This is a genomic window from Streptomyces sp. NBC_00525 (assembly GCF_036346595.1).
In the GTDB taxonomy this organism is placed as follows: Bacteria; Actinomycetota; Actinomycetes; order Streptomycetales; family Streptomycetaceae; genus Streptomyces.
Genome location: NZ_CP107834.1, coordinates 4,574,044 through 4,591,460, shown reverse-complemented (window position 1 = coordinate 4,591,460; position 17,417 = coordinate 4,574,044). Strand labels below are relative to the sequence as shown.

16 protein-coding genes are annotated in these 17,417 nt (G+C 73.5%); 7 read left to right on the top strand and 9 right to left on the bottom strand.

Annotated elements, in window-relative coordinates; all coding sequences use genetic code 11:
* Positions 1-22: 22 nt before the first annotated feature.
* Positions 23-1,627: an alpha/beta hydrolase gene (locus OG710_RS20585; protein WP_443064278.1), complete on the top strand. Its 1,605-nt coding sequence runs from the start codon at positions 23-25 to the stop codon at positions 1,625-1,627.
* A 60-nt stretch (positions 1,628-1,687) separates the two neighbouring features.
* Here OG710_RS20585 and moeZ read toward each other — a convergent pair whose 3' ends face one another.
* From moeZ to OG710_RS20550, 7 genes are all read right to left on the bottom strand, one after another.
* Entirely contained in the window at positions 1,688-2,866 is a 1,179-nt protein-coding gene (gene moeZ / locus OG710_RS20580; RefSeq protein ID WP_330240639.1) for an adenylyltransferase/sulfurtransferase MoeZ, read from the bottom strand.
* A gap of 85 nt (positions 2,867-2,951) precedes the next feature.
* Positions 2,952-3,779, bottom strand: a complete 828-nt coding sequence (locus OG710_RS20575; RefSeq protein WP_330240638.1) for a spherulation-specific family 4 protein — start codon at positions 3,777-3,779, stop codon at positions 2,952-2,954.
* Complete coding sequence (locus OG710_RS20570; protein WP_111338036.1) at positions 3,767-4,732, bottom strand: NAD-dependent epimerase/dehydratase family protein; 966 nt, start codon at positions 4,730-4,732, stop codon at positions 3,767-3,769. The genes OG710_RS20575 and OG710_RS20570 overlap by 13 nt, the downstream gene beginning before the upstream one ends.
* 166 nt (positions 4,733-4,898) lie before the next feature.
* On the bottom strand, positions 4,899-6,137 hold the full coding sequence (locus OG710_RS20565; RefSeq protein ID WP_330240637.1) for a hypothetical protein: 1,239 nt from the start codon (positions 6,135-6,137) through the stop codon (positions 4,899-4,901).
* Positions 6,130-7,818: a glycosyltransferase gene (locus OG710_RS20560; RefSeq protein ID WP_330240636.1), complete on the bottom strand. Its 1,689-nt coding sequence runs from the start codon at positions 7,816-7,818 to the stop codon at positions 6,130-6,132. The genes OG710_RS20565 and OG710_RS20560 overlap by 8 nt, the downstream gene beginning before the upstream one ends.
* A 240-nt stretch (positions 7,819-8,058) precedes the next feature.
* On the bottom strand, positions 8,059-9,369 hold the full coding sequence (locus OG710_RS20555) for a DUF3152 domain-containing protein (RefSeq protein ID WP_330240635.1): 1,311 nt from the start codon (positions 9,367-9,369) through the stop codon (positions 8,059-8,061).
* Entirely contained in the window at positions 9,354-10,319 is a 966-nt protein-coding gene (locus OG710_RS20550) for an alpha/beta fold hydrolase (protein WP_330240634.1), read from the bottom strand. Before OG710_RS20550 ends, OG710_RS20555 begins: the two co-directional genes overlap by 16 nt.
* Before the next feature lie 121 nt (positions 10,320-10,440).
* Between OG710_RS20550 and OG710_RS20545 the strand changes: the two genes are divergently transcribed.
* From OG710_RS20545 to OG710_RS20530, 4 genes are all read left to right on the top strand, one after another.
* Positions 10,441-10,656: a hypothetical protein gene (locus tag OG710_RS20545; RefSeq protein ID WP_111338032.1), complete on the top strand. Its 216-nt coding sequence runs from the start codon at positions 10,441-10,443 to the stop codon at positions 10,654-10,656.
* Between the two features lie 168 nt (positions 10,657-10,824).
* Entirely contained in the window at positions 10,825-11,466 is a 642-nt protein-coding gene (locus tag OG710_RS20540; protein ID WP_111338031.1) for a TetR/AcrR family transcriptional regulator, read from the top strand.
* 131 nt (positions 11,467-11,597) lie between these two features.
* Positions 11,598-11,825 (top strand): DUF3107 domain-containing protein, encoded by a 228-nt coding sequence (locus OG710_RS20535; RefSeq protein ID WP_330240633.1) that lies wholly within the window; start codon positions 11,598-11,600, stop codon positions 11,823-11,825.
* 183 nt (positions 11,826-12,008) lie between these two features.
* A complete protein-coding gene (locus tag OG710_RS20530; protein WP_111338029.1) occupies positions 12,009-12,278 on the top strand; it encodes a hypothetical protein in 270 nt (89 codons plus the stop codon).
* Between the two features lie 15 nt (positions 12,279-12,293).
* Here OG710_RS20530 and OG710_RS20525 read toward each other — a convergent pair whose 3' ends face one another.
* Entirely contained in the window at positions 12,294-13,028 is a 735-nt protein-coding gene (locus OG710_RS20525) for a ferritin-like fold-containing protein (protein WP_111338028.1), read from the bottom strand.
* 313 nt (positions 13,029-13,341) lie between these two features.
* On the opposite strand from OG710_RS20525, the gene OG710_RS20520 reads away from it, so the two are divergent.
* The gene (locus OG710_RS20520) at positions 13,342-15,351 is read left to right on the top strand and encodes a DEAD/DEAH box helicase (RefSeq protein WP_330240632.1); all 2,010 of its coding nucleotides are present in this window, start codon (positions 13,342-13,344) and stop codon (positions 15,349-15,351) included.
* Positions 15,352-15,472: 121 nt separating this feature from the next.
* Positions 15,473-16,312: an alpha/beta fold hydrolase gene (locus OG710_RS20515; protein WP_330240631.1), complete on the top strand. Its 840-nt coding sequence runs from the start codon at positions 15,473-15,475 to the stop codon at positions 16,310-16,312.
* 31 nt (positions 16,313-16,343) lie between these two features.
* Here OG710_RS20515 and OG710_RS20510 read toward each other — a convergent pair whose 3' ends face one another.
* Complete coding sequence (locus OG710_RS20510) at positions 16,344-17,231, bottom strand: NYN domain-containing protein (protein ID WP_330240630.1); 888 nt, start codon at positions 17,229-17,231, stop codon at positions 16,344-16,346.
* Positions 17,232-17,417: the final 186 nt, after the last annotated feature.

Sequence of the window (17,417 nt, the reverse complement as noted above, 5' to 3'; positions counted from 1 at the left end):
GCCCACTCGCACGCCGCCTACGATGGGCGAACTGCCGTACCGGCAGCGCTCGACGGGGAGGACGTACGACGTGGTCGCACACGCACGGGCCGGGGCACTCGCCACCGCCGCACTGCTGCTGACGGGGGTGCTCGCGGGCTGCGAGGGCGGCTCGGACGACAAGGGCGGCGGCACGGCCGCGTCGCCCGCCCCGCCGGCCTCGGACGCCCCGCCCGGCGCGGACGGGCTGCCCGCCTCGCTCACCTCGCAGCGCCCGGACTGGCAGCGCTGCGAGGCCCCCGAGGGCGGCGAGGCACCCGGCGCCGACTGGCGCTGCGCCACGGTGGAGGTCCCGCTGGACTACGCGAAGCCGAAGGGCGACACCCTCGGCATCGCGCTGATCCGCAAGGAGGCCACGGACCGGGACAAGCGGCTGGGGTCGATGCTGTTCAACTTCGGCGGGCCCGGCGGCTCGGGCGTCTCCATACTCCCGCGCGCCGCCGCCTCGTACACCACCCTGAACACCCGCTACGACCTGGTCGGCTTCGATCCGCGCGGGGTGGCGCGGAGCGCCGGGGTGCGCTGCCGGGACGACCAGGATCAGGACACCGCGTACCAGGGCGTCGACATGACCCCGGACACGGCGGCCGAGGAGGCGGCGTTCATGAAGGACGGCGCCGACTTCGGGGCCGGCTGCGCCCGCATGTCGGGCCGGGTCCTGCCGTACGTCGGCACGGTGAACGCCGCCCGCGACATGGACCTGATCCGCCAGGTGCTCGGCGACGAGAAGCTGACGTACTTCGGGATGTCGTACGGCACCGAGCTGGGCGGCACGTACGCGCACCTCTTCCCGCGGAGGGTGGGGCGTACGGTCTTCGACGCGGTCGTCGACCCGACCGCCGACAGCACCGGGCACGCGCGCAATCAGACGATTGGCTTCCAGCGCGCCCTGGACAACTACTTCACGGACCGGGGCGAGGACCCGGAGGCGGGCACCCGGCGGGTGGCCGCCCTGCTGAAGCGGATCGACGCGAAGCCGCTGCCCACCGGCACCGATCGCGAACTCAACGAATCGCTGGCGATCACCGGCATCGTGCTCCCCCTCTACTCCCGGGAGAGCTGGCCCACGCTCACCCGCGCCCTGGCAAGGGCCGAGGACGGCGACGGCGCCCCGCTGCTCCGGCTCGCCGACTCGTACAACGGGCGGGACGGGAGCGGCCACTACGACACCCAGAACCACTCGCAGCGGGCCATCTCCTGCGCGGACGGCAGGGCCAGGCCCACGGTCGCCGAGGCGAAGGCGCTGCTGCCCGAGTTCGAGAAGCTGTCCCCGGTGTTCGGGCCGTTCCTGGCCTGGGACACGGCGGGCTGGTGCTCGGGCTGGCCGGTGGCGGGCGAGCACGACGATCCGGAGGCGAGCGCTCCGGGCGCCGGTCCGATCCTGGTCGTGGGCACCACGGGCGACCCGGCGACGCCGTACGAGGGGGCGCGCCGGATGGCGGACGAGCTGGGCGAGGGCGTCGGTGTGCTGCTCACCAACAAGGGCGAGGGGCACGGCGCCTACGGCGGCAACAGCTGTGTGACGGCCACCGTGGACTCGTACTTCCTGGACGGGGAGGTTCCGGCGGACGGCAAGACCTGCTCGTAGCCGCTCCCGGCATGCCGAAGGGGCCGGCCCGCGCATGCGGACCGGCCCCTTCGTGTCGTTCTAGTAGATCGGCTTCTCGGGCTCGATCTGGTTGACCCAGCCGACGACACCGCCGCCCAGGTGGACCGCGTCGGCGAAGCCCGCCGACTTGAGGACCGCCAGAACTTCCGCACTGCGGACACCCGTCTTGCAGTTCAAGACGATGCGCTTGTCCTGCGGGAGGTCCTGGAGGGCGGTGCCCATCAGGAACTCGTTCTTCGGGATGAGCCGGGAGCCCGGGATCGACACGATCTCGTACTCGTTCGGCTCGCGGACGTCGATGATCTCGATCTTCTCGTCGGCGTCGATCCACTCCTTGAGCTGCTTGGGAGTGATCGTGGAACCGGCCGCCGCCTCCTGGGCCTCATCGGACACGACGCCGCAGAAGGCCTCGTAGTCGATGAGCTCGGTGACGGTGGGGTTCTCGCCGCAGACCGCGCAGTTGGGGTCCTTGCGGATCTTGACCTGGCGGTACTGCATCTCCAGGGCGTCGTAGATCATCAGTCGGCCGACGAGCGGGTCGCCGATGCCGGCGAGCAGCTTGATGGCCTCGTTGACCTGGATCGAGCCCACGGAGGCGCAGAGGACGCCGAGGACGCCGCCCTCGGCGCAGGACGGAACCATGCCCGGCGGGGGCGGCTCCGGGTAGAGGCAGCGGTAGCAGGGACCGTGCTCCGACCAGAACACGGACGCCTGGCCGTCGAAGCGGTAGATCGAACCCCAGATGTAGGGCTTGTTCAGCAGCACCGCGGCGTCGTTGACGAGATAGCGGGTGGCGAAGTTGTCCGTGCCGTCCACGATCAGGTCGTACTGGGAGAAGATGTCCATCACGTTGTCGGCCTCGAGCCGCTCCTCGTGAAGGACCACCTCGACCAGGGGGTTGATGCCCTGGACGGTCTCCTTGGCCGACAGCGCCTTCGACTTGCCGATGTCACCCTGGCTGTGGATGACCTGGCGCTGCAGGTTCGACTCGTCGACCTCGTCGAACTCGACGATGCCGAGCGTGCCGACACCGGCGGCGGCCATGTACATCAGGGCCGGCGAGCCGAGGCCGCCGGCGCCGACACAGAGCACCTTCGAATTCTTCAGCCGCTTCTGCCCGTCCATCCCGACGTCCGGGATGATCAGGTGGCGGGAGTACCTGCGGACCTCGTCGACGGTGAGCTCAGCAGCTGGCTCGACCAGGGGTGGCAGCGACACAGGAACCTCAACAATGCAGGTGGTCGGTTTCTACGTACTTCGACTACGTACGGTTGTTCTTCCCGTAACACTGCCACGCCCCATCTCATTCCAAGAGACCGGGTCCGATCCGCGAGACAATTTCGTCCCAGTACTTGGGCAGTGTCGCGAATGGATCGGTTTGTCCACGCCCGTTTCCGGGGCCAGGGGCGCCGCCCCGGTCGGTGAAGAAGATCGTGGCCGCGCCCTGCCAGCGGGCGATGCGCATCGCCTCCTCCAGATGGGTGCGCGGAACGCCGTGCACGAGGTGGGCGAACCTTTCCGGCGGGTAGGCGGCGGTCCACTCCGCCACCTGCGACCAGCGGTAGTCGCTCCACGCCCCCCGGAACGTGACGAGCTGGTCGCCCGTCTCGGCGTAGCCGGGGTACGGGTGGGTGTCGTGCCCCAGCACGAGATGCCCGCCGTCCGTCCCCAGCAGCGCCCGCAGGGTGCCGGTGAGGCGGCGGACACCGGGCAGCTCGCCCCGGTCGGACGGGCAGCGGTCCAGGTAGAAGCCGTCCACCCGGTACCAGTCCAGGAAGGACCGGGCGTCGGCGAGCAGCTCCGCGAAGAGCCGCACGCCGTGCGCGAGGTCGAGCCTGCCGAGCAGCCGGCCGCCCGCCGCCCGGACGGTGTCCAGCGGCTCCGCGCCGTGCAGCGCGCGGGCGCGGGCGTTGCGCAGCCTGCCCGCCACCTCCAGGCAGTGCGGGTCGGGCCTGCTGCCGGGGCCGTTGTCGATGTCCAGGACCGCCCAGTGCAGCGGGGTGCCGGGGCGGGTCAGCTCGGCCCACTCGGCCGGGGCGAGCAGCGGGTGCGCGTAGCCGGGAATCCCGAGGCCCGGCCCGCCGGTGCCGGCGGGGCACCGGGCGGTGCCGGGCCGGGTCAGATACGGCACGCCGCCTCCATCCAGATGTCGGCGAGCGACTCCTCCAGGTTGATCCGGGGGCGCCAGCCGAGCCGGTCGCGGGCGGTGCGGACGTCGGCCTGCTGCCAGGCGCCGCAGCCGTCCGGGTACGGGGACGGGGTGGCCGAGAGGTGCTCGATGACCGCTTCGGCGGAGGTCCGGGGGGCGCCGATGGGCAGCCGGGCGGGGGGCGTGTCCAGCTCGTGGAGCGCGCCGGCGTATCCGGCGACCTTGGCGAGGACGGCCGCCGCGTCCCGCAGCCGGACGGCCCGCCCGGTGCCGATGTTGACGACGCCCTGCGCGGCGGAGAGGGACGCGGCGTGGACCGCCCGCGCCACATCGCGTACGTCCACGAAGTCGCGCTGCACGCCGAGGCCGCTGAGCTTCAGCTCGCCGTCGCCGGACTGCATGGTGCGGCGCATCGCCTCGGCGAGCCGGCCGAGCGGGGAGCCCGCCGGGGTGCCGGGGCCGACCGGGGAGAAGACCCGCAGCACGACCGCGTCCAGGCCGGAGCCCAGGACCAGCTCGGTGGCGGCGAGCTTGCTGACGCCGTACGGGCCGCCGGGGCGCGGGATGGCGTCCTCCGCCGTGGAGGAGCCGGGCTGGGAGGGGCCGTACTCCGACGCGCAGCCGACCTGGACCAGCCGGGCGGTGCAGCGGCTGCGCCGCATCGCCTCGCAGACGGTGGCGACGGCGACGGTGTTGTGCCGGGTCAGGTCGCGGGCGCCGCCGCGGGTCGCCCCGGCGCAGTTGACGACGACTCCGGGGTGGACGGCGTCCAGGAAGCGGGTGAGCGCTCCGGGGCTGCCGGTCGCGAGGTCGAACCGTACGTCGGCGTCGTCGCCGCGGCCGAGTGCCGTGAGGTGGACGGCGGGGTCGGCGAGCAGCCGGTCGGCCACGAACCGGCCGATGAATCCGTTGGCTCCGAGCAGCAGCACCCTCATCGCGCACCGCCTCCGCCATGGGGCCGACGGCGGGCTGCCGGTGCGGGGGATTGGGGGGTCATGTCGGTGTGTCTCCTTGTGGCAGTTCCGTACGGTTCGATGCGTACGGTTCGGGTGGGACGCGTCCGCGGCGTCGGCTCCGCGGACGGGTTCGGGGGCCGCCCCATCAGGGGGCGGTGTGGGCGGACGCCCTGGCGAGGGCGAGGGTGGCGGTGATCAGCAGGCCGAGGGCGGCCGCGCCGCAGGCCAGCGCGGGGACGGCCCCGGTGCCGCCCGCCTCGATCAGCGCCTCGACCGGGCGGGCCACCGCGTCGAGACCGGGCAGCCGGCCGGCCAGGATCAGGGCCGGGGCGGCAGCCTCCACCGCGACGGCGGCGGCGAGTCCGGTGGCGGCCGGTTCCGGGAAGCCGTGCACGGTGAGCAGCCGGGCCAGCAGGAGCAGCACCCCGAGGGCGGCGGCCCCGGCCGGTGCCCCGCCGTGCCCGAACACCGGACCGGTCAGGTACTGGAGGACGGCCAGGGCGGCGAGGAAGAGCGCGACGACGCCGAAGAGCAGGGGGCGGGCGCCGGCCGCGAACTCCTCCAGGGCGTGGGAGCCGAGCAGTCTGCGGTGGGCGTGCAGCGAGAAGAGGTGGGCGCACCAGGCGGCGGGCACCACCGCGAGGGCGAGCGCCGGCAGCGGTGCCGGGGTCAGGTCCCAGGGGCCCTCGGGGCCGCCGCTGAGGACCTGGTGGAGCAGGGCGTCGCCGTACAGGACGTAGCCGAGCAGCCAGCAGACGCAGAGCGTGCCGGTGCCGGAGGCGGCGGGGGCGGCGCCGAGCGGGCCGGTGCGCACGGCCAGGAGTAAGGCGATCAGCGTGAGCAGCGCGCCGCCGCAGCCGAGGGCGAGCCGGGCGTCGCCGCCGAGCATCCCTTCGGTGAGCCGCAGGGCGAGGAGGGTCGCCAGGCAGGCGGCGCCGGGCAGCAGCGCGCGCAGGGTCCAGGCGGCGCGCGTGGTGACGTCGCGCGCCGGAGCGGGCCCCGGCGCGGCGGGCTCCCGTGGGACGGCGGGCACCCGTGCGAAGAGTTCCTCGGCGAGCGAGAACACGTCGCGGTGCCGGTAGCGGGCGGCGGTGCGGTCGGTGACCCCGTGCGCTTCGAGCCCGGCGGCGATCTCCAGCGGATCGACGGCCCGTTCGCACAGCTCGCGGTGGCGGCGCATGAGCGCGCGCACCGGGTCGGCGGTGTTCCGCCGGACGGCGGTGCCCTTGCGGGCGGTGGCGGCGCGGACGGGGCGCGGGTGGGCGGCGCGCGCGGAGTGCTCGGGGCACGCGGGGCGCTCCGGGCGCGCGGGGCGCTCCGGGCGTGCCACCTCGGGGGCGCGCGCGGGCGCGTCCGGGCGGCCCGCCGTGTCGTGGTCAGGCATGGGCGCTCCCGGCGCCCGCCCGGCTGGGGACGCGGTCGGCGCACTCCCCGTCGGCGCCGTCCGGCCAGTGGTCCAGCATGTGGAACTCCGGCGGGGTGGCGAAGGGGCGCGGGCCCTCGTCGGCGGCCGGCGGCTCCCAGTCGCGTCGCGGCGCCCGTGCGATCAGGTCGAGGTAGATCCCGTCGAACGCGGTGAGGTTCTGCTCGACGGTGAAGAGTTCGAGTGCGCGGGCGCGCGCCGCCGCGCCGAGGCGGGCCCGGCGCGCGGGGTCGCGCAGCAGCGCGAGGCAGGCGTCCGCGAGGGCGCGCGGGTTGCGCGGCGGGACCACGAGCCCGGTGCCGCCGATGACCTCGACGACCGCGCCGACGTCCGTGGAGACGGTGGCCCGGCCGCAGAACATCGCCTCGACCAGGCTGATCGGGAAGCCCTCGACGACGCTGGAGAGCACCACTACCCCGCCCGCCGCGTACGCGTCGGCGACATCGGGGACGCCCGGCCCGCCGGTCTCCTCGAAGGTGACCGCGTCCGTGTCGGGGAACAGCCGGGCGGCCACGGCGCGGCAGCGCTCCAGGCAGCCGGCGCCCGCCGGGTCGGGGGTGGGCGCGCCGATGATCCGCAGCCGGGTGTCCGGGGCGGCGGCGTGTACCCGGGCGAAGGCGTGCAGCAGGGTGACCAGGTCCTTGGCGGGCTCGATGCGGCCGACCCAGACGAGCGTGTCCGGGCCGCCGTCGTCCTCGCGCTCGCCGAGCGCGTCGAACCGGGCGGACTCCATGCCGGGGTACACGGTGCGCAGCTTCGCGGGGTCGGCGCCGCAGCGCTGCTGCCAGCGGCGGGCGTGGGTGTTGCCGGGGGTGATGAGCGCGGCCTGCCGGTAGACCTCGGTGGCGAGCAGTCCGTGGAACCCGGCGAGGAGGGCGCGCACCGGCGCACCGGCCGGGGCGTCGCCGGATGCGAGGTAGTGCGCCCGTACGCGTACGGCGTACTCGGTGACCAGCAGCGGGGTGCCGAAGAAGCGTTTGGCCAGCAGTCCCGGCAGTGCGGCGGTGCCGCCGGACGTGGCGTGGCAGAGGTCGACGGCGGCGAGGCCGTCCTCGTCGTACCAGTCGAGGGAGAGGGGGCGCAGCGCGCGGTCCAGTTCTCCGGTGAAGGCGAGGAGGTCGGCGACGGTGGCGGTCTGCACGGTGCGTCCGGTGCCGGGGGCGCGGCAGGCGGCTTCCAGGATGCGGACGGCCGTCTCGGAGCGCAGCGCCGCGGGGAGTCCGCCGTGGTCGGCGGCCAGGTCGGCGAGGCCGTTCAGGCCGCGCGTGAACCGTTCGTCCGCGACGCGGGGGGCCGCGGTGCAGACGGCGGCGGCGAGGTCCGTGAAGTGGGTGGCGAACAGGCGCTGTTCGCGCCGGCCGTAGCGGTGGGTGCCGCCGCCGGTGAGCAGCCGGGCCAGCGGGCCGCGGGGGGCGTGCAGGGCGCGGGTCTCCTCGTCGGCGGTCCACAGGGGGGCGGTGCGTACGCTGCGGACCCGGTCCGGGAGCCGTACCCAGCCGCGCGCCTCCTGTTCGGCGGAGCGGCTGAGTGCGAAGAGGTCGAACTCGTGCTGGGCGAGCCCGCGTACCAGACGGTCGCACCAGAGCCTGGACTCACCGGTCGCGTACGGATAACCACCGTCGGTGAGCAGTCCGATCCGCACGAGCGCACCCCCGATCTGCTGTATGACGCGGCCGCCGCTGGATCGGCGACTCGCGGGACGACCGTAAGCGGATACGCCGGTGGCGCGACGGACGGTTGTCCGTCGCGCCACCGAAAGGGGTGAACCGGCGTAACTTTCGCGCCCCCGTAGCGTTCTGTCGCGCTATGGAGGCGGGGTGTCACCGAATGGGTGACGGGCGGAGCGGTGCGGGGGCGCTCGGTGCTCCGTGTGCGCCCGCGCTCAGTCCTCCGGATACACCCAGGGGTTGGGGCGGCACTTGACGCCGTTGAGGTCCAGCGTCTTGGTCTGCTGCTGCATGACCGGCGCGAGGGCTCCCTCGGTGCCGCAACTCGCGTGGTTGTGGCCGAGCCGGTGGCCTACCTCGTGGTTGATGAGCATCTGCCGGTACGCGAACAGCTTCTCCGGTCCGAAGGTGGCCGCGCCCTGGGCCCAGCGGTAGGCGTTGATCATCACGCGCTCGGTGGCGGCCGAGTCGCAGGAGACGTTGTCCTCCATGGTGTCCAGGCCCGACTTGGCACACCATTTTCCGGTCGTGCCGGGGCTGGCCAGGGTGATGACGAAGTCCGGCTCGCCCTCGGAGATCCGCTCGAAGGTCATGTCGCCGTCGTGCGCCCAGCTGCGGTCGTCGTTGAGGGTCCTCTGGACGGCCTGGGCGAACAGGTCGGCGTCGAGCCCGATGCCCTTCTCGACGTCGATGCGGTACCGGTGCGTGGTCCCCTTGCCGGGCGCCTCGGCGGTGCCTGGCACGGTCTCGAAGGTGCCCGAGCCGGTCAGCGCCGGTGAGAGCGGGTAGGCCTTGGCCATTTTCTGTTCATACGTAAGGGGCTTGACGGACGCCGGTTCGGGGGACGGGGTCGTACGCCCGTCCGAGCGTGAGGCGTCGTCGGTGTCCTCCCGGTCGACGCCCGTGGTGCTGGGGGTCTCGTTGCCGGTGGAGCGGTCGTGGGGGACCTGGCCGGCCACGACGACCGCGAGGACGGTGGTCACCGCGGCGGCGGCGATCCCGGTGATCGTGCGCCCCTTGGCGCCCCTGGCCGCCCTGACGGCAGCCGCCCCTTCGCGCCGGACGACCTCCGGCTCGCGCGGGTCCCACTCGGTGACGGAGCGGTACGGGTCCTCGGGTGCGGGGCGCCGGGGCGGGGCGGGCGGGCTGTCGAAGGCCTCGACGAACTCGCGCCGCGGGCCCGGTATGAGCGGCCGGTCGCCGGCGGGCCGGGGGTGGCGCGCGGGGTGCGGGGCGCCGGGGCGGAGGCCGGGCGGCGGGGCCTGCGTGCCTGCGGAGCTCATCGGCCCCGCACCCCAGCCGCCGCCGGGTTCGCGCTGTTCGGGGTGGCCGCCGCGGACCTCGGGGGTGCCCGGAAAGGATTCGGCGGCGGGTCCGGCGGCGCGTCTGCGGCGTCCGGTGCCGGGGGTGGCTCCGGTGCCCGCGCGGCCCGTCTCGTTCGTCTCCGCCTGCCCGGCCACGGGCGCGCTGGGCCCGGGGCCCTTCCGACTGTGTCGTCCCACGCCCTGGATCAGCTCCCGCCGCATTCGTCGAGCAATTCCCGGAACGCCTGGGCAACCGCCTCCGGGTACTCCATCATCGCCACGTGCCCGGCGTCGGGCAGTGTCAGCAGGCGCGCGTCGCGGAAGGCCGCGGACGCCCTGCGGGCCATCCGGAACGAGACGAGCCGGTCCCGTCCGCCGTACACCAGCTGGGTCGGCGCGAGCACCCGCTCGGCCTGGCGCCACAGCCCCTGCTGTCCGCCCAGCGTGTACGCGTCGACGATCCCACGGGCGGAACGCGCCATGGCGTCCCAGAAGTACGGCAGCTCCAGCCGGCGCTCCATTTCGGCCACCGCGTCGCGGAAGCCCTTCTCGGAGACCCGTGCCGGATCGCCGTAACAGAGTGCCATGACTCCGCGGGTGCGGTCCTCGGCGCTCCAGTCACGGGTGAGCCGGGCGAACAGGGATGCGACGCCCGGCAGTGCGAGGAGCGCGGTAGGGGCGGCCGTGCGCTGGACCCGGATCTCGGGGAGCGCGGGCGAGACCAGGGTGAGCGTGCGGACGAGGTCGGGGCGGACCGCGGCGACCCGGGTCGCCACCGCGCCGCCCAGCGAGTTGCCGAACAGATGGACCGGGCCGCGCTCCTGCGCGTCGAGGAGCCGGATCACCGCGCGGGCGTGCCCGGTGACGGAGTAGTTGCCGTCGTCCGGGGGTGGCGAGTCCCCGAAGCCGGGCAGGTCCACCGCCTCGCAGTCCACCACGTCGTCCAGGAGCGGCATCAGCGCCGTCCAGTTCTGCGAGGAACCGCCGAGCCCGTGCACGAAGAGGGCGGGCGGCAGTCCGGAGCGCCGGGGCGGGCGGGAACGGAGCGTGAGCGTCAGACCGGGCAGCTCGACGGAGCGCAGCCGCTCCCCCTCCGCGACCCTGACGGTGCTCACCGTGGGGGCCACCGCTGCGGCGGCGGCGCTGATTCCCGGCAGCTCGGTCGAAGACATGCGGCAATGTTACGAGATGATCACATGCCGTTTCATGTGTTCGCCGTCACACGCTCGCGTGCGTCTTCCGGGGGTACCTCCTAGGCTCGACAGCAGGCGCGACCCGATGAAGGGAGTCACCATGACGGCCGACCCGAGGGAGCCGGAGACCTTCGAGGACGTCCAGCCGGACGAACCCGGTCAGGAGACGCCCGAGGCGGACGCCGCGGAGCAGCACGCCGCGCTGCGCCCGGAGGACGACGAACCGCTCACGGACCTCGACCGCGACCGCGCCAGCGAGGCGGACGCGGCGGACCAGGCGCGCACGGTTCCACAGGATGAGGATGATTACCGCTGATACGTCCCGCTCTGCGCACCCGCTCGGACAATCTGCGGCTACCGCAGCCGTCCGGTCCGTGAAATTCTGCGTCCGCGCCGCGCATACCGGGGTTACCCAAAAGTACGATGTCGGTATGGCGCGGCACGTACGGAACAGCTGTGTCGGACCACGATTTTGGGAGGCGGCGTGACAGCCATCGAGCAGACCGAGGCGGCGCGCCCGAGGGGCACTCGCCTGCCCCGCCGCGCCCGACGCAACCAGCTGCTGGGAGCCGCGCAGGAGGTCTTCGTCGCGCAGGGCTACCACTCGGCCGCGATGGACGACATCGCGGAGCGCGCCGGGGTCAGCAAGCCGGTTCTCTACCAGCACTTCCCCGGAAAGCTGGAGCTCTACCTGGCCCTTCTCGACCAGCACTGCGAGTCGCTGCTCCAGGCCGTGCGCACGGCGCTGGCCTCGACCACCGACAACAAGCTGCGCGTGGCCGCCACGATGGACGCCTACTTCGCGTACGTGGAGGACGAGGGCGGCGCCTTCCGGCTGGTCTTCGAGTCGGACCTGACCAACGAGCCGGCCGTGCGCGAGCGGGTGGACCGGGTCTCGCTCCAGTGCGCCGAGGCGATCTCCGACGTGATCGCGGGCGACACGGGCCTGTCCAAGGACGAGTCCATGCTGCTCGCGGTGGGCCTGGGCGGGGTGTCCCAGGTGGTCGCCCGGTACTGGCTGTCCAGCCGGTCGGCCATCCCGCGCGACACCGCGGTCCAGCTGCTCACCTCGCTGGCCTGGCGGGGCATCGCCGGCTTCCCCCTGCACGGCACCGATCAGCACTGACCGCCCGGCGTTCCCCCGTGTTCGCTGCGGGCGTGGCCGGGGGCGCCCTGACGAGCCCCCTCAGCGGGCTAATGTGTGCTGCGTACGGCGCGGCTCACCGCGCAGGGAATGACCGTCGGAGGGACATAGCCGTGGAGGTCAAGATCGGGGTGCAGCACTCGCCCCGGGAGATCGTTCTGGAGAGCGGGCTTTCCGCCGAAGAGGTCGAGAGCACGGTGTCCGAGGCTCTCGCCGGCAAGGCACAGCTGCTCAGCCTCACGGACGAGAAGGGCCGCAAGGTCCTGGTGCCGGCCGACCGGATCTCGTACGTGGAGATCGGCGAGCCCAGCACCCGACGGGTGGGGTTCGGCGCTCTCTAGAGCGTACGGACGCGGAGACCGCGAACGGCCCGGCGGGGGTGTCCCCGCCGGGCCGTTCCGCGTCCGCGGCGGGTCCCGTCCGGCCGGGCGATGACCGGCTCCGGGAGGGTTGTGAACGGCTGCTCACGGGTAGGACCAGCAGGACCGAAGGCCCCGTTCCGTATCCCTGCGAGGTGATCGTCCGTGATCGTGGAAACGTTGAGCGCCGTCGTGCTCTCGGTGCTCCTGTCCTGGGCGGGGCTGCGCTCGCTGCCGGGCCGGCTCCCGGCCCGGCGGACCGTGTTCGGCACCGGGGCGGCCGGCGCCGTGTTCGGCGCCTCCCTGATGCACTCGGTGCTGGGCGACGGCCATGCGGCCCTCGCCGTGGTGGGCGCCGGGCTGATCGCCGCCGTGACGGTGTCCCTGCTGATCCGGCCGCGCGGCCGCCGGATCAGTCGCTCGGCCGCCGTCTGAGCGCCGGGCCCGCGGTTACGCGGCCAGCCCCAGCGCCGCCATGCGCTTGGTGTGCGCCTCGGTGATCCGGGAGAACATCCGGCCGACCTCGGCCAGGTCGAAGCCGTCGGCGACCCCGCCGACCAGCATGGTGGAGAGCGCGTCGCGGTCCGCGACCACGCGCTGCGCCTGCGAGAGCGCCTCGCCCATCAGCCGCCGCGCCCACAGCGCCAGCCGGCCGCCGACCCTGGGTTCGGCCTCGATCGCCGCGCGCACCTTCTCGACGGCGAAGTTGCCGTGGCCCGTGTCGTCGAGCACGGCCAGCACGAGGGAGCGGGTGTCGGAGTCGAGCCTGACCGCGACCTCCCGGTAGAAGTCGCTGGCGATCGAGTCGCCGACGTACGCCTTGACCAGGCCCTCCAGCCAGTCGGACGGGGCGGTCTGGCGGTGGAACTCGTCCAGCGCGCGGGCGAACGGCTCCATGGCGCCGGTCGGCTCGACCTCGATCTCCGTCAGCCGCCGGGTGAGCCGCTCGAAGTGAGAGAACTCGGCGGACGCCATCTTCGCCAGTGCGGCCTTGTCGGCCAGGGTGGGTGCCAGCTTGGCGTCCTCGGCGAGCCGCTCGAACGCCGCGAGCTCCCCGTAGGCGAGGGCGCCCAGCAGATCGACGACGGCGGCCCGGTACTGCGGGTCCTTGGACGCGGTGGCCCAGTCCTGGTCGGCGATTCTGGTCGTCGCGGGGGTTTCAGTGGCGTTGTCAGGCGTCTCCATGCAGCGCAGAATAGCCCGCCCGCGCACCGGGCAAGAGTTTCGGCCGACGACCCACATCACACCGTTCCAAAGGATTCGCCCAACACAGATGCGCGAATCCGGGGTACAGTGGTAATGCGCTTACTGAGCACTTTGCATCTGCTCGTGGCGCGAAATTGAATGAGGATGCCCGGTCGGTGGCCCGATCGGCTCCGACCCGACAGCCCTCCGCGCGGTGCGTGCTCATGTACGACCGCAGATGAGGGGCCCCCTCAGCGGCACGAGCGCTCGAGCGACGGCAGTGGTCCCGCGCCACCCGGCCCATCCCGGCCGGATGACCAACCCCCCGGCACGGTACGACCCCCTTCGTTCGCCTCGGACCGCGTCTCACAGAAGAGGCAGCACCCTGACTACGTTCCGAAACCTCGGGATTCTTTCCGAGACGGCCGAGGCCCTTGAGGCCGTCGGCATCACGTCCCCCTTTCCCATCCAGGAGCTGACGCTCCCCGTCGCGCTCTCCGGCTCCGACGTCATCGGCCAGGCCAAGACCGGCACCGGCAAGACGCTCGGCTTCGGACTCCCGCTCCTCGAGCGCGTCACCGTCCTCGCCGACGTCGAGGCGGGCCGCGCGAAGCCCGAGGAGCTGACCGACTCCCCGCAGGCCCTGATCGTCGTACCCACCCGCGAGCTGTGCCAGCAGGTCACCAACGACCTGCTCACCGCCGGCAAGGTGCGCAATGTGCGGGTCCTGGCGATCTACGGCGGCCGGGCGTACGAGCCCCAGGTCGAGGCCCTCAAGAAGGGCGTCGACGTGATCGTCGGCACCCCCGGCCGGCTGCTCGACCTCGCGGGCCAACGCAAGGTGGACCTCTCCAGGGTCCGCGCGCTCGTCCTCGACGAGGCCGACGAGATGCTGGACCTGGGCTTCCTGCCCGACGTCGAGCGCATCATCACGATGCTGCCGGCCAAGCGCCAGACCATGCTCTTCTCGGCCACCATGCCGGGCGCGGTCATCTCGCTGGCCCGCCGCTACATGTCGCAGCCGACGCACATCAACGCCACCTCGCCCGACGACGAGGGCACGACCGTCAAGAACACGGCGCAGTACGTGTACCGCGCCCACTCGATGGACAAGCCCGAGATGGTCTCGCGCATCCTCCAGGCCGAGGGCCGCGGGCTCGCGATGATCTTCTGCCGCACCAAGCGCACGGCGGCCGACATCGCCGAGCAGCTGGAGCGGCGCGGCTTCGCCTCCGGCGCCGTCCACGGCGACCTCGGGCAGGGCGCCCGCGAGCAGGCGCTGCGCGCCTTCCGCAACGGCAAGGTCGACGTGCTGGTCTGCACCGACGTCGCCGCGCGCGGCATCGATGTCGAGGGTGTGACCCACGTCATCAACTACCAGTCCCCCGAGGACGAGAAGACCTATCTGCACCGCATCGGCCGCACCGGCCGCGCGGGCGCCAAGGGCATCGCGATCACGCTGGTCGACTGGGACGACATCCCGCGCTGGCAGCTGATCAACAAGGCTCTGGACCTGAACTTCCCGGACCCGGTCGAGACGTACTCGACCTCCCCGCACCTGTACGAGGACCTCGACATCCCGGCCGGCACCAAGGGTGTCCTGCCGCGTGCCGAGCGCACCCGCGCCGGTCTCGGGGCCGAGGAGATCGAGGACCTCGGCGAGACGGGCGGCCGGGGCCGCAAGTCCGCCGCACCGGCCGCCCGCGAGGAACGGGCCCCGCGCACCCCGCGTCAGCGCCGCCGCACCCGCGGCGGGGCCGCCGTCGCCGAGGGCGCCGCGACCGTGCCCGCCCCGGCCGCCGAGGCGGACGCCGCGCAGGCCGACGCCCCGGAGGCCGCGCGCACCCCGCGCCGCCGCCGGCGCACCCGGGTCAACGCGGCGGAGGCCGTCGCCGCCGAGGCCGCGGTCGCCGTGGCGGAGGCGCCCGCGCCCGTGGTGGCCGAGCCGGAGGCCCCGGAGGCCGGGGCCGCGCCGAAGAAGCGCACCCGGACCCGGTCGGCGAAGCCCAAGGCCGAGGCCGTGGCGGAGACCGTCGTGGAGCCGGTGACCGAGGCCGCCGAGCCGGTGGCCGAGGAGACCAAGCCGCGCCGCCGCCGCAGCCGGGCCGCCGCCAAGCCGGTGGCCGAGGAGGCCGCGGTCCGGACCGCGCCCGTGGCCGAGCCGGAGGCGCCGGTCGCCCGGCCGCGCCGCCGCGCCCGGGTGATCAAGCCCGTCGAGGACGAGGTCGACTTCCAGATCGCGCCGATCTCCGAGCCCGAGCCGGTGCGCCGGCGTACGCGTACGGCCGCCAAGCCGCGCACGGCGGCGAAGGCCGAGAGCTGACCGGACCGGACAGCGTCGGCGGGCGGCCCGGGGAACCTCTCCTCGGGGCCGCCCGCCCGTTTCCGGGGGCCGCCCGCCCTTTCCGGGGGCCGCCCCTCGCGCGACGACTTAACCTCGTTCCATGAGCAGGCCACCCACCTTCACCCCGCCCCCCTGTGCCCGGTCCCGTGCGCTGGCCACCCCGCGCGGGGAGTTCGCCGTGCTGGACGCGCTCCCCTCCGGAGCCCCGCTCGGTACGGCCCTGCTGGTGCCCGGGTACACCGGCAGCAAGGAGGACTTCATCGCCCTCCTCGAACCGCTCGCGCGGGCCGGGTACCGCGCGGTCGCCGTGGACGGGCGCGGACAGTTCGAGAGCCCCGGCACGGACGACCCCCGGTCGTACGCGCGGGAGGAGCTGGCCCGCGACGTGCTCGCCCAGGCGGCCGCGCTCGGCGGAGATCCGGTGCATCTGGTGGGGCACTCGCTCGGCGGGCAGATCGGTCGGGCCGCCGTCCTGCTCGACGCCTCGCCGTTCCGCTCGCTGACCCTGATGTCCTCGGGGCCGGCAGAGGTCGTGGAGGCGCAGCAGATCAAGCTGAAGATCCTGGGCGACGCGCTGGCGACGATGACGATGGACGGCGTCTGGGCGGCGATGCGCGCCTTCGACCCGCCGGCCGAGGCGGACACGGGCGGCGAGGACCTGCGGCGGCGCTGGCTGCGCCACCACCCGGTCCAGCTGATCGAGACGGGCCGGCAACTGGCCACCGAGCCGGACCGGGTGGCCGAGCTGGCCGCCACCGGGCTGCCGGTGCACGTCGTCTCGGGCGAGCGGGACGACGTGTGGCCGGTGCCGGTGCTGGACGAGATGGCCGTACGGCTGGGCGCGCACCGGACCCGGATCGAGGGCGCCGAGCACTCCCCCAACACGGGCCGGCCGGTGGAGACCGCCGCGGCGCTCGTCGCGTTCTGGTCGGATCTGTAGCGGCCGGCCGGTCCGGGTCGCGCGCACTGCGTCAGTACTGCGACTGGAGGTGCTGCCAGAAGCCGTCGCGCAGGGCTCTGCGCAGGGGCGGGTGGCCGCGCAGGGAGCGCTGGAGGAGCCGTTCGGCCTCGTGCAGCAGGTCCTGGTCGACCGGGCCCGGCAGGAACGGGTGGCCGGGCAGCAGTTCCGCCAGGGAATCGCGGCCGCGTGCGGCGAGCCAGGCCGTGGCGATCCGCACCCCGACGAGCCGGACCTCCTCGCGGGAGGGCGCGGGGGCGTCCTCCTCGTAGGTGGTGACGGCGCGTCTGGTCACGTACGGGCTGCAGAAGTCCAGGTCGAAGGTGCGCCGGCTGTCCACTTCCCAGAGCAGCGGCTCCGCCTGATTGTGCCCCTCGCCGGCCTCGATGCCCCACAGATGGACGCGGGCGCCGTAGCCCTGGGCGGCCTCCACGGCGGACACCAGGTCCTCGTCGCCGCCGACGAGCGCGGCGTCGCTGATGGCGCGGTGGCGGGCCAGCGACTCCAGGTCGGTGCGGATGAGGGAGTCGACGCCCTTCTGCTGGTTGTTGGAGTTGAGGTTGCCGAGTCGGACCTTGACGTCGGGGAGTTCGGCGATGGCCTGCTGTTCGGCGGTGTGGATACGGCGTCTGGCGCCGTCGTACCAGTACACGCGCAGCAGCCGGCTGTCCGCGAAGATGGTGCGGGCCTTGTCGATGAACGCCTCGATCAGCCCCTCGGCGTCGAGGTCGAAGGAGCGCCGGTCCTCGGTGCCGGTGACGAGCAGCCCGGCGGCGGCGTACACATAGCCCGCGTCGACGAAGATCGCGTGGGTGGAGGGGGTCTTCGAGACCTCGGCGAGTACGCGTTCGAGCAGGGCGTTGGTGCGGTCCAGGCGCTCGCCGATCTCCGGGTCGTTCATGGGCGGTCCGTCGCGCGGACGGCCGGGGGCACGGGCCTGATTACCAATCGGTAGTTAGACATCCAAAAAATTTCCTTAGCGTAGGGAATGTTTGCAGGGGGCAACTCGTTGGCATCTGTGTGGGGCGCTCGACTGTCATGCCTGGCGCTCCTCATCCTTGCGGACGGGAGACCGTCCTCCCAGTAG

Excerpts from the sequence above, each read along its gene's own strand:
- OG710_RS20565 (WP_330240637.1), bottom strand. The coding sequence starts at position 6,137 with ATGCCTGACCACGACACGGCGGGCCGCCCGGACGCGCCCGCGCGCGCC.
- OG710_RS20525 (WP_111338028.1), bottom strand. The coding sequence starts at position 13,028 with ATGGAGACGCCTGACAACGCCACTGAAACCCCCGCGACGACCAGAATC.
- OG710_RS20515 (WP_330240631.1), top strand. The coding sequence starts at position 15,473 with ATGAGCAGGCCACCCACCTTCACCCCGCCCCCCTGTGCCCGGTCCCGT.
- OG710_RS20570 (WP_111338036.1), bottom strand. The coding sequence starts at position 4,732 with ATGAGGGTGCTGCTGCTCGGAGCCAACGGATTCATCGGCCGGTTCGTG.
- OG710_RS20585 (WP_443064278.1), top strand. The coding sequence starts at position 23 with ATGGGCGAACTGCCGTACCGGCAGCGCTCGACGGGGAGGACGTACGAC.
- OG710_RS20550 (WP_330240634.1), bottom strand. The coding sequence starts at position 10,319 with ATGTCTTCGACCGAGCTGCCGGGAATCAGCGCCGCCGCCGCAGCGGTG.
- OG710_RS20520 (WP_330240632.1), top strand. The coding sequence starts at position 13,342 with ATGACCAACCCCCCGGCACGGTACGACCCCCTTCGTTCGCCTCGGACC.
- OG710_RS20545 (WP_111338032.1), top strand. The coding sequence starts at position 10,441 with ATGACGGCCGACCCGAGGGAGCCGGAGACCTTCGAGGACGTCCAGCCG.
- OG710_RS20510 (WP_330240630.1), bottom strand. The coding sequence starts at position 17,231 with ATGAACGACCCGGAGATCGGCGAGCGCCTGGACCGCACCAACGCCCTG.
- OG710_RS20555 (WP_330240635.1), bottom strand. The coding sequence starts at position 9,369 with ATGCGGCGGGAGCTGATCCAGGGCGTGGGACGACACAGTCGGAAGGGC.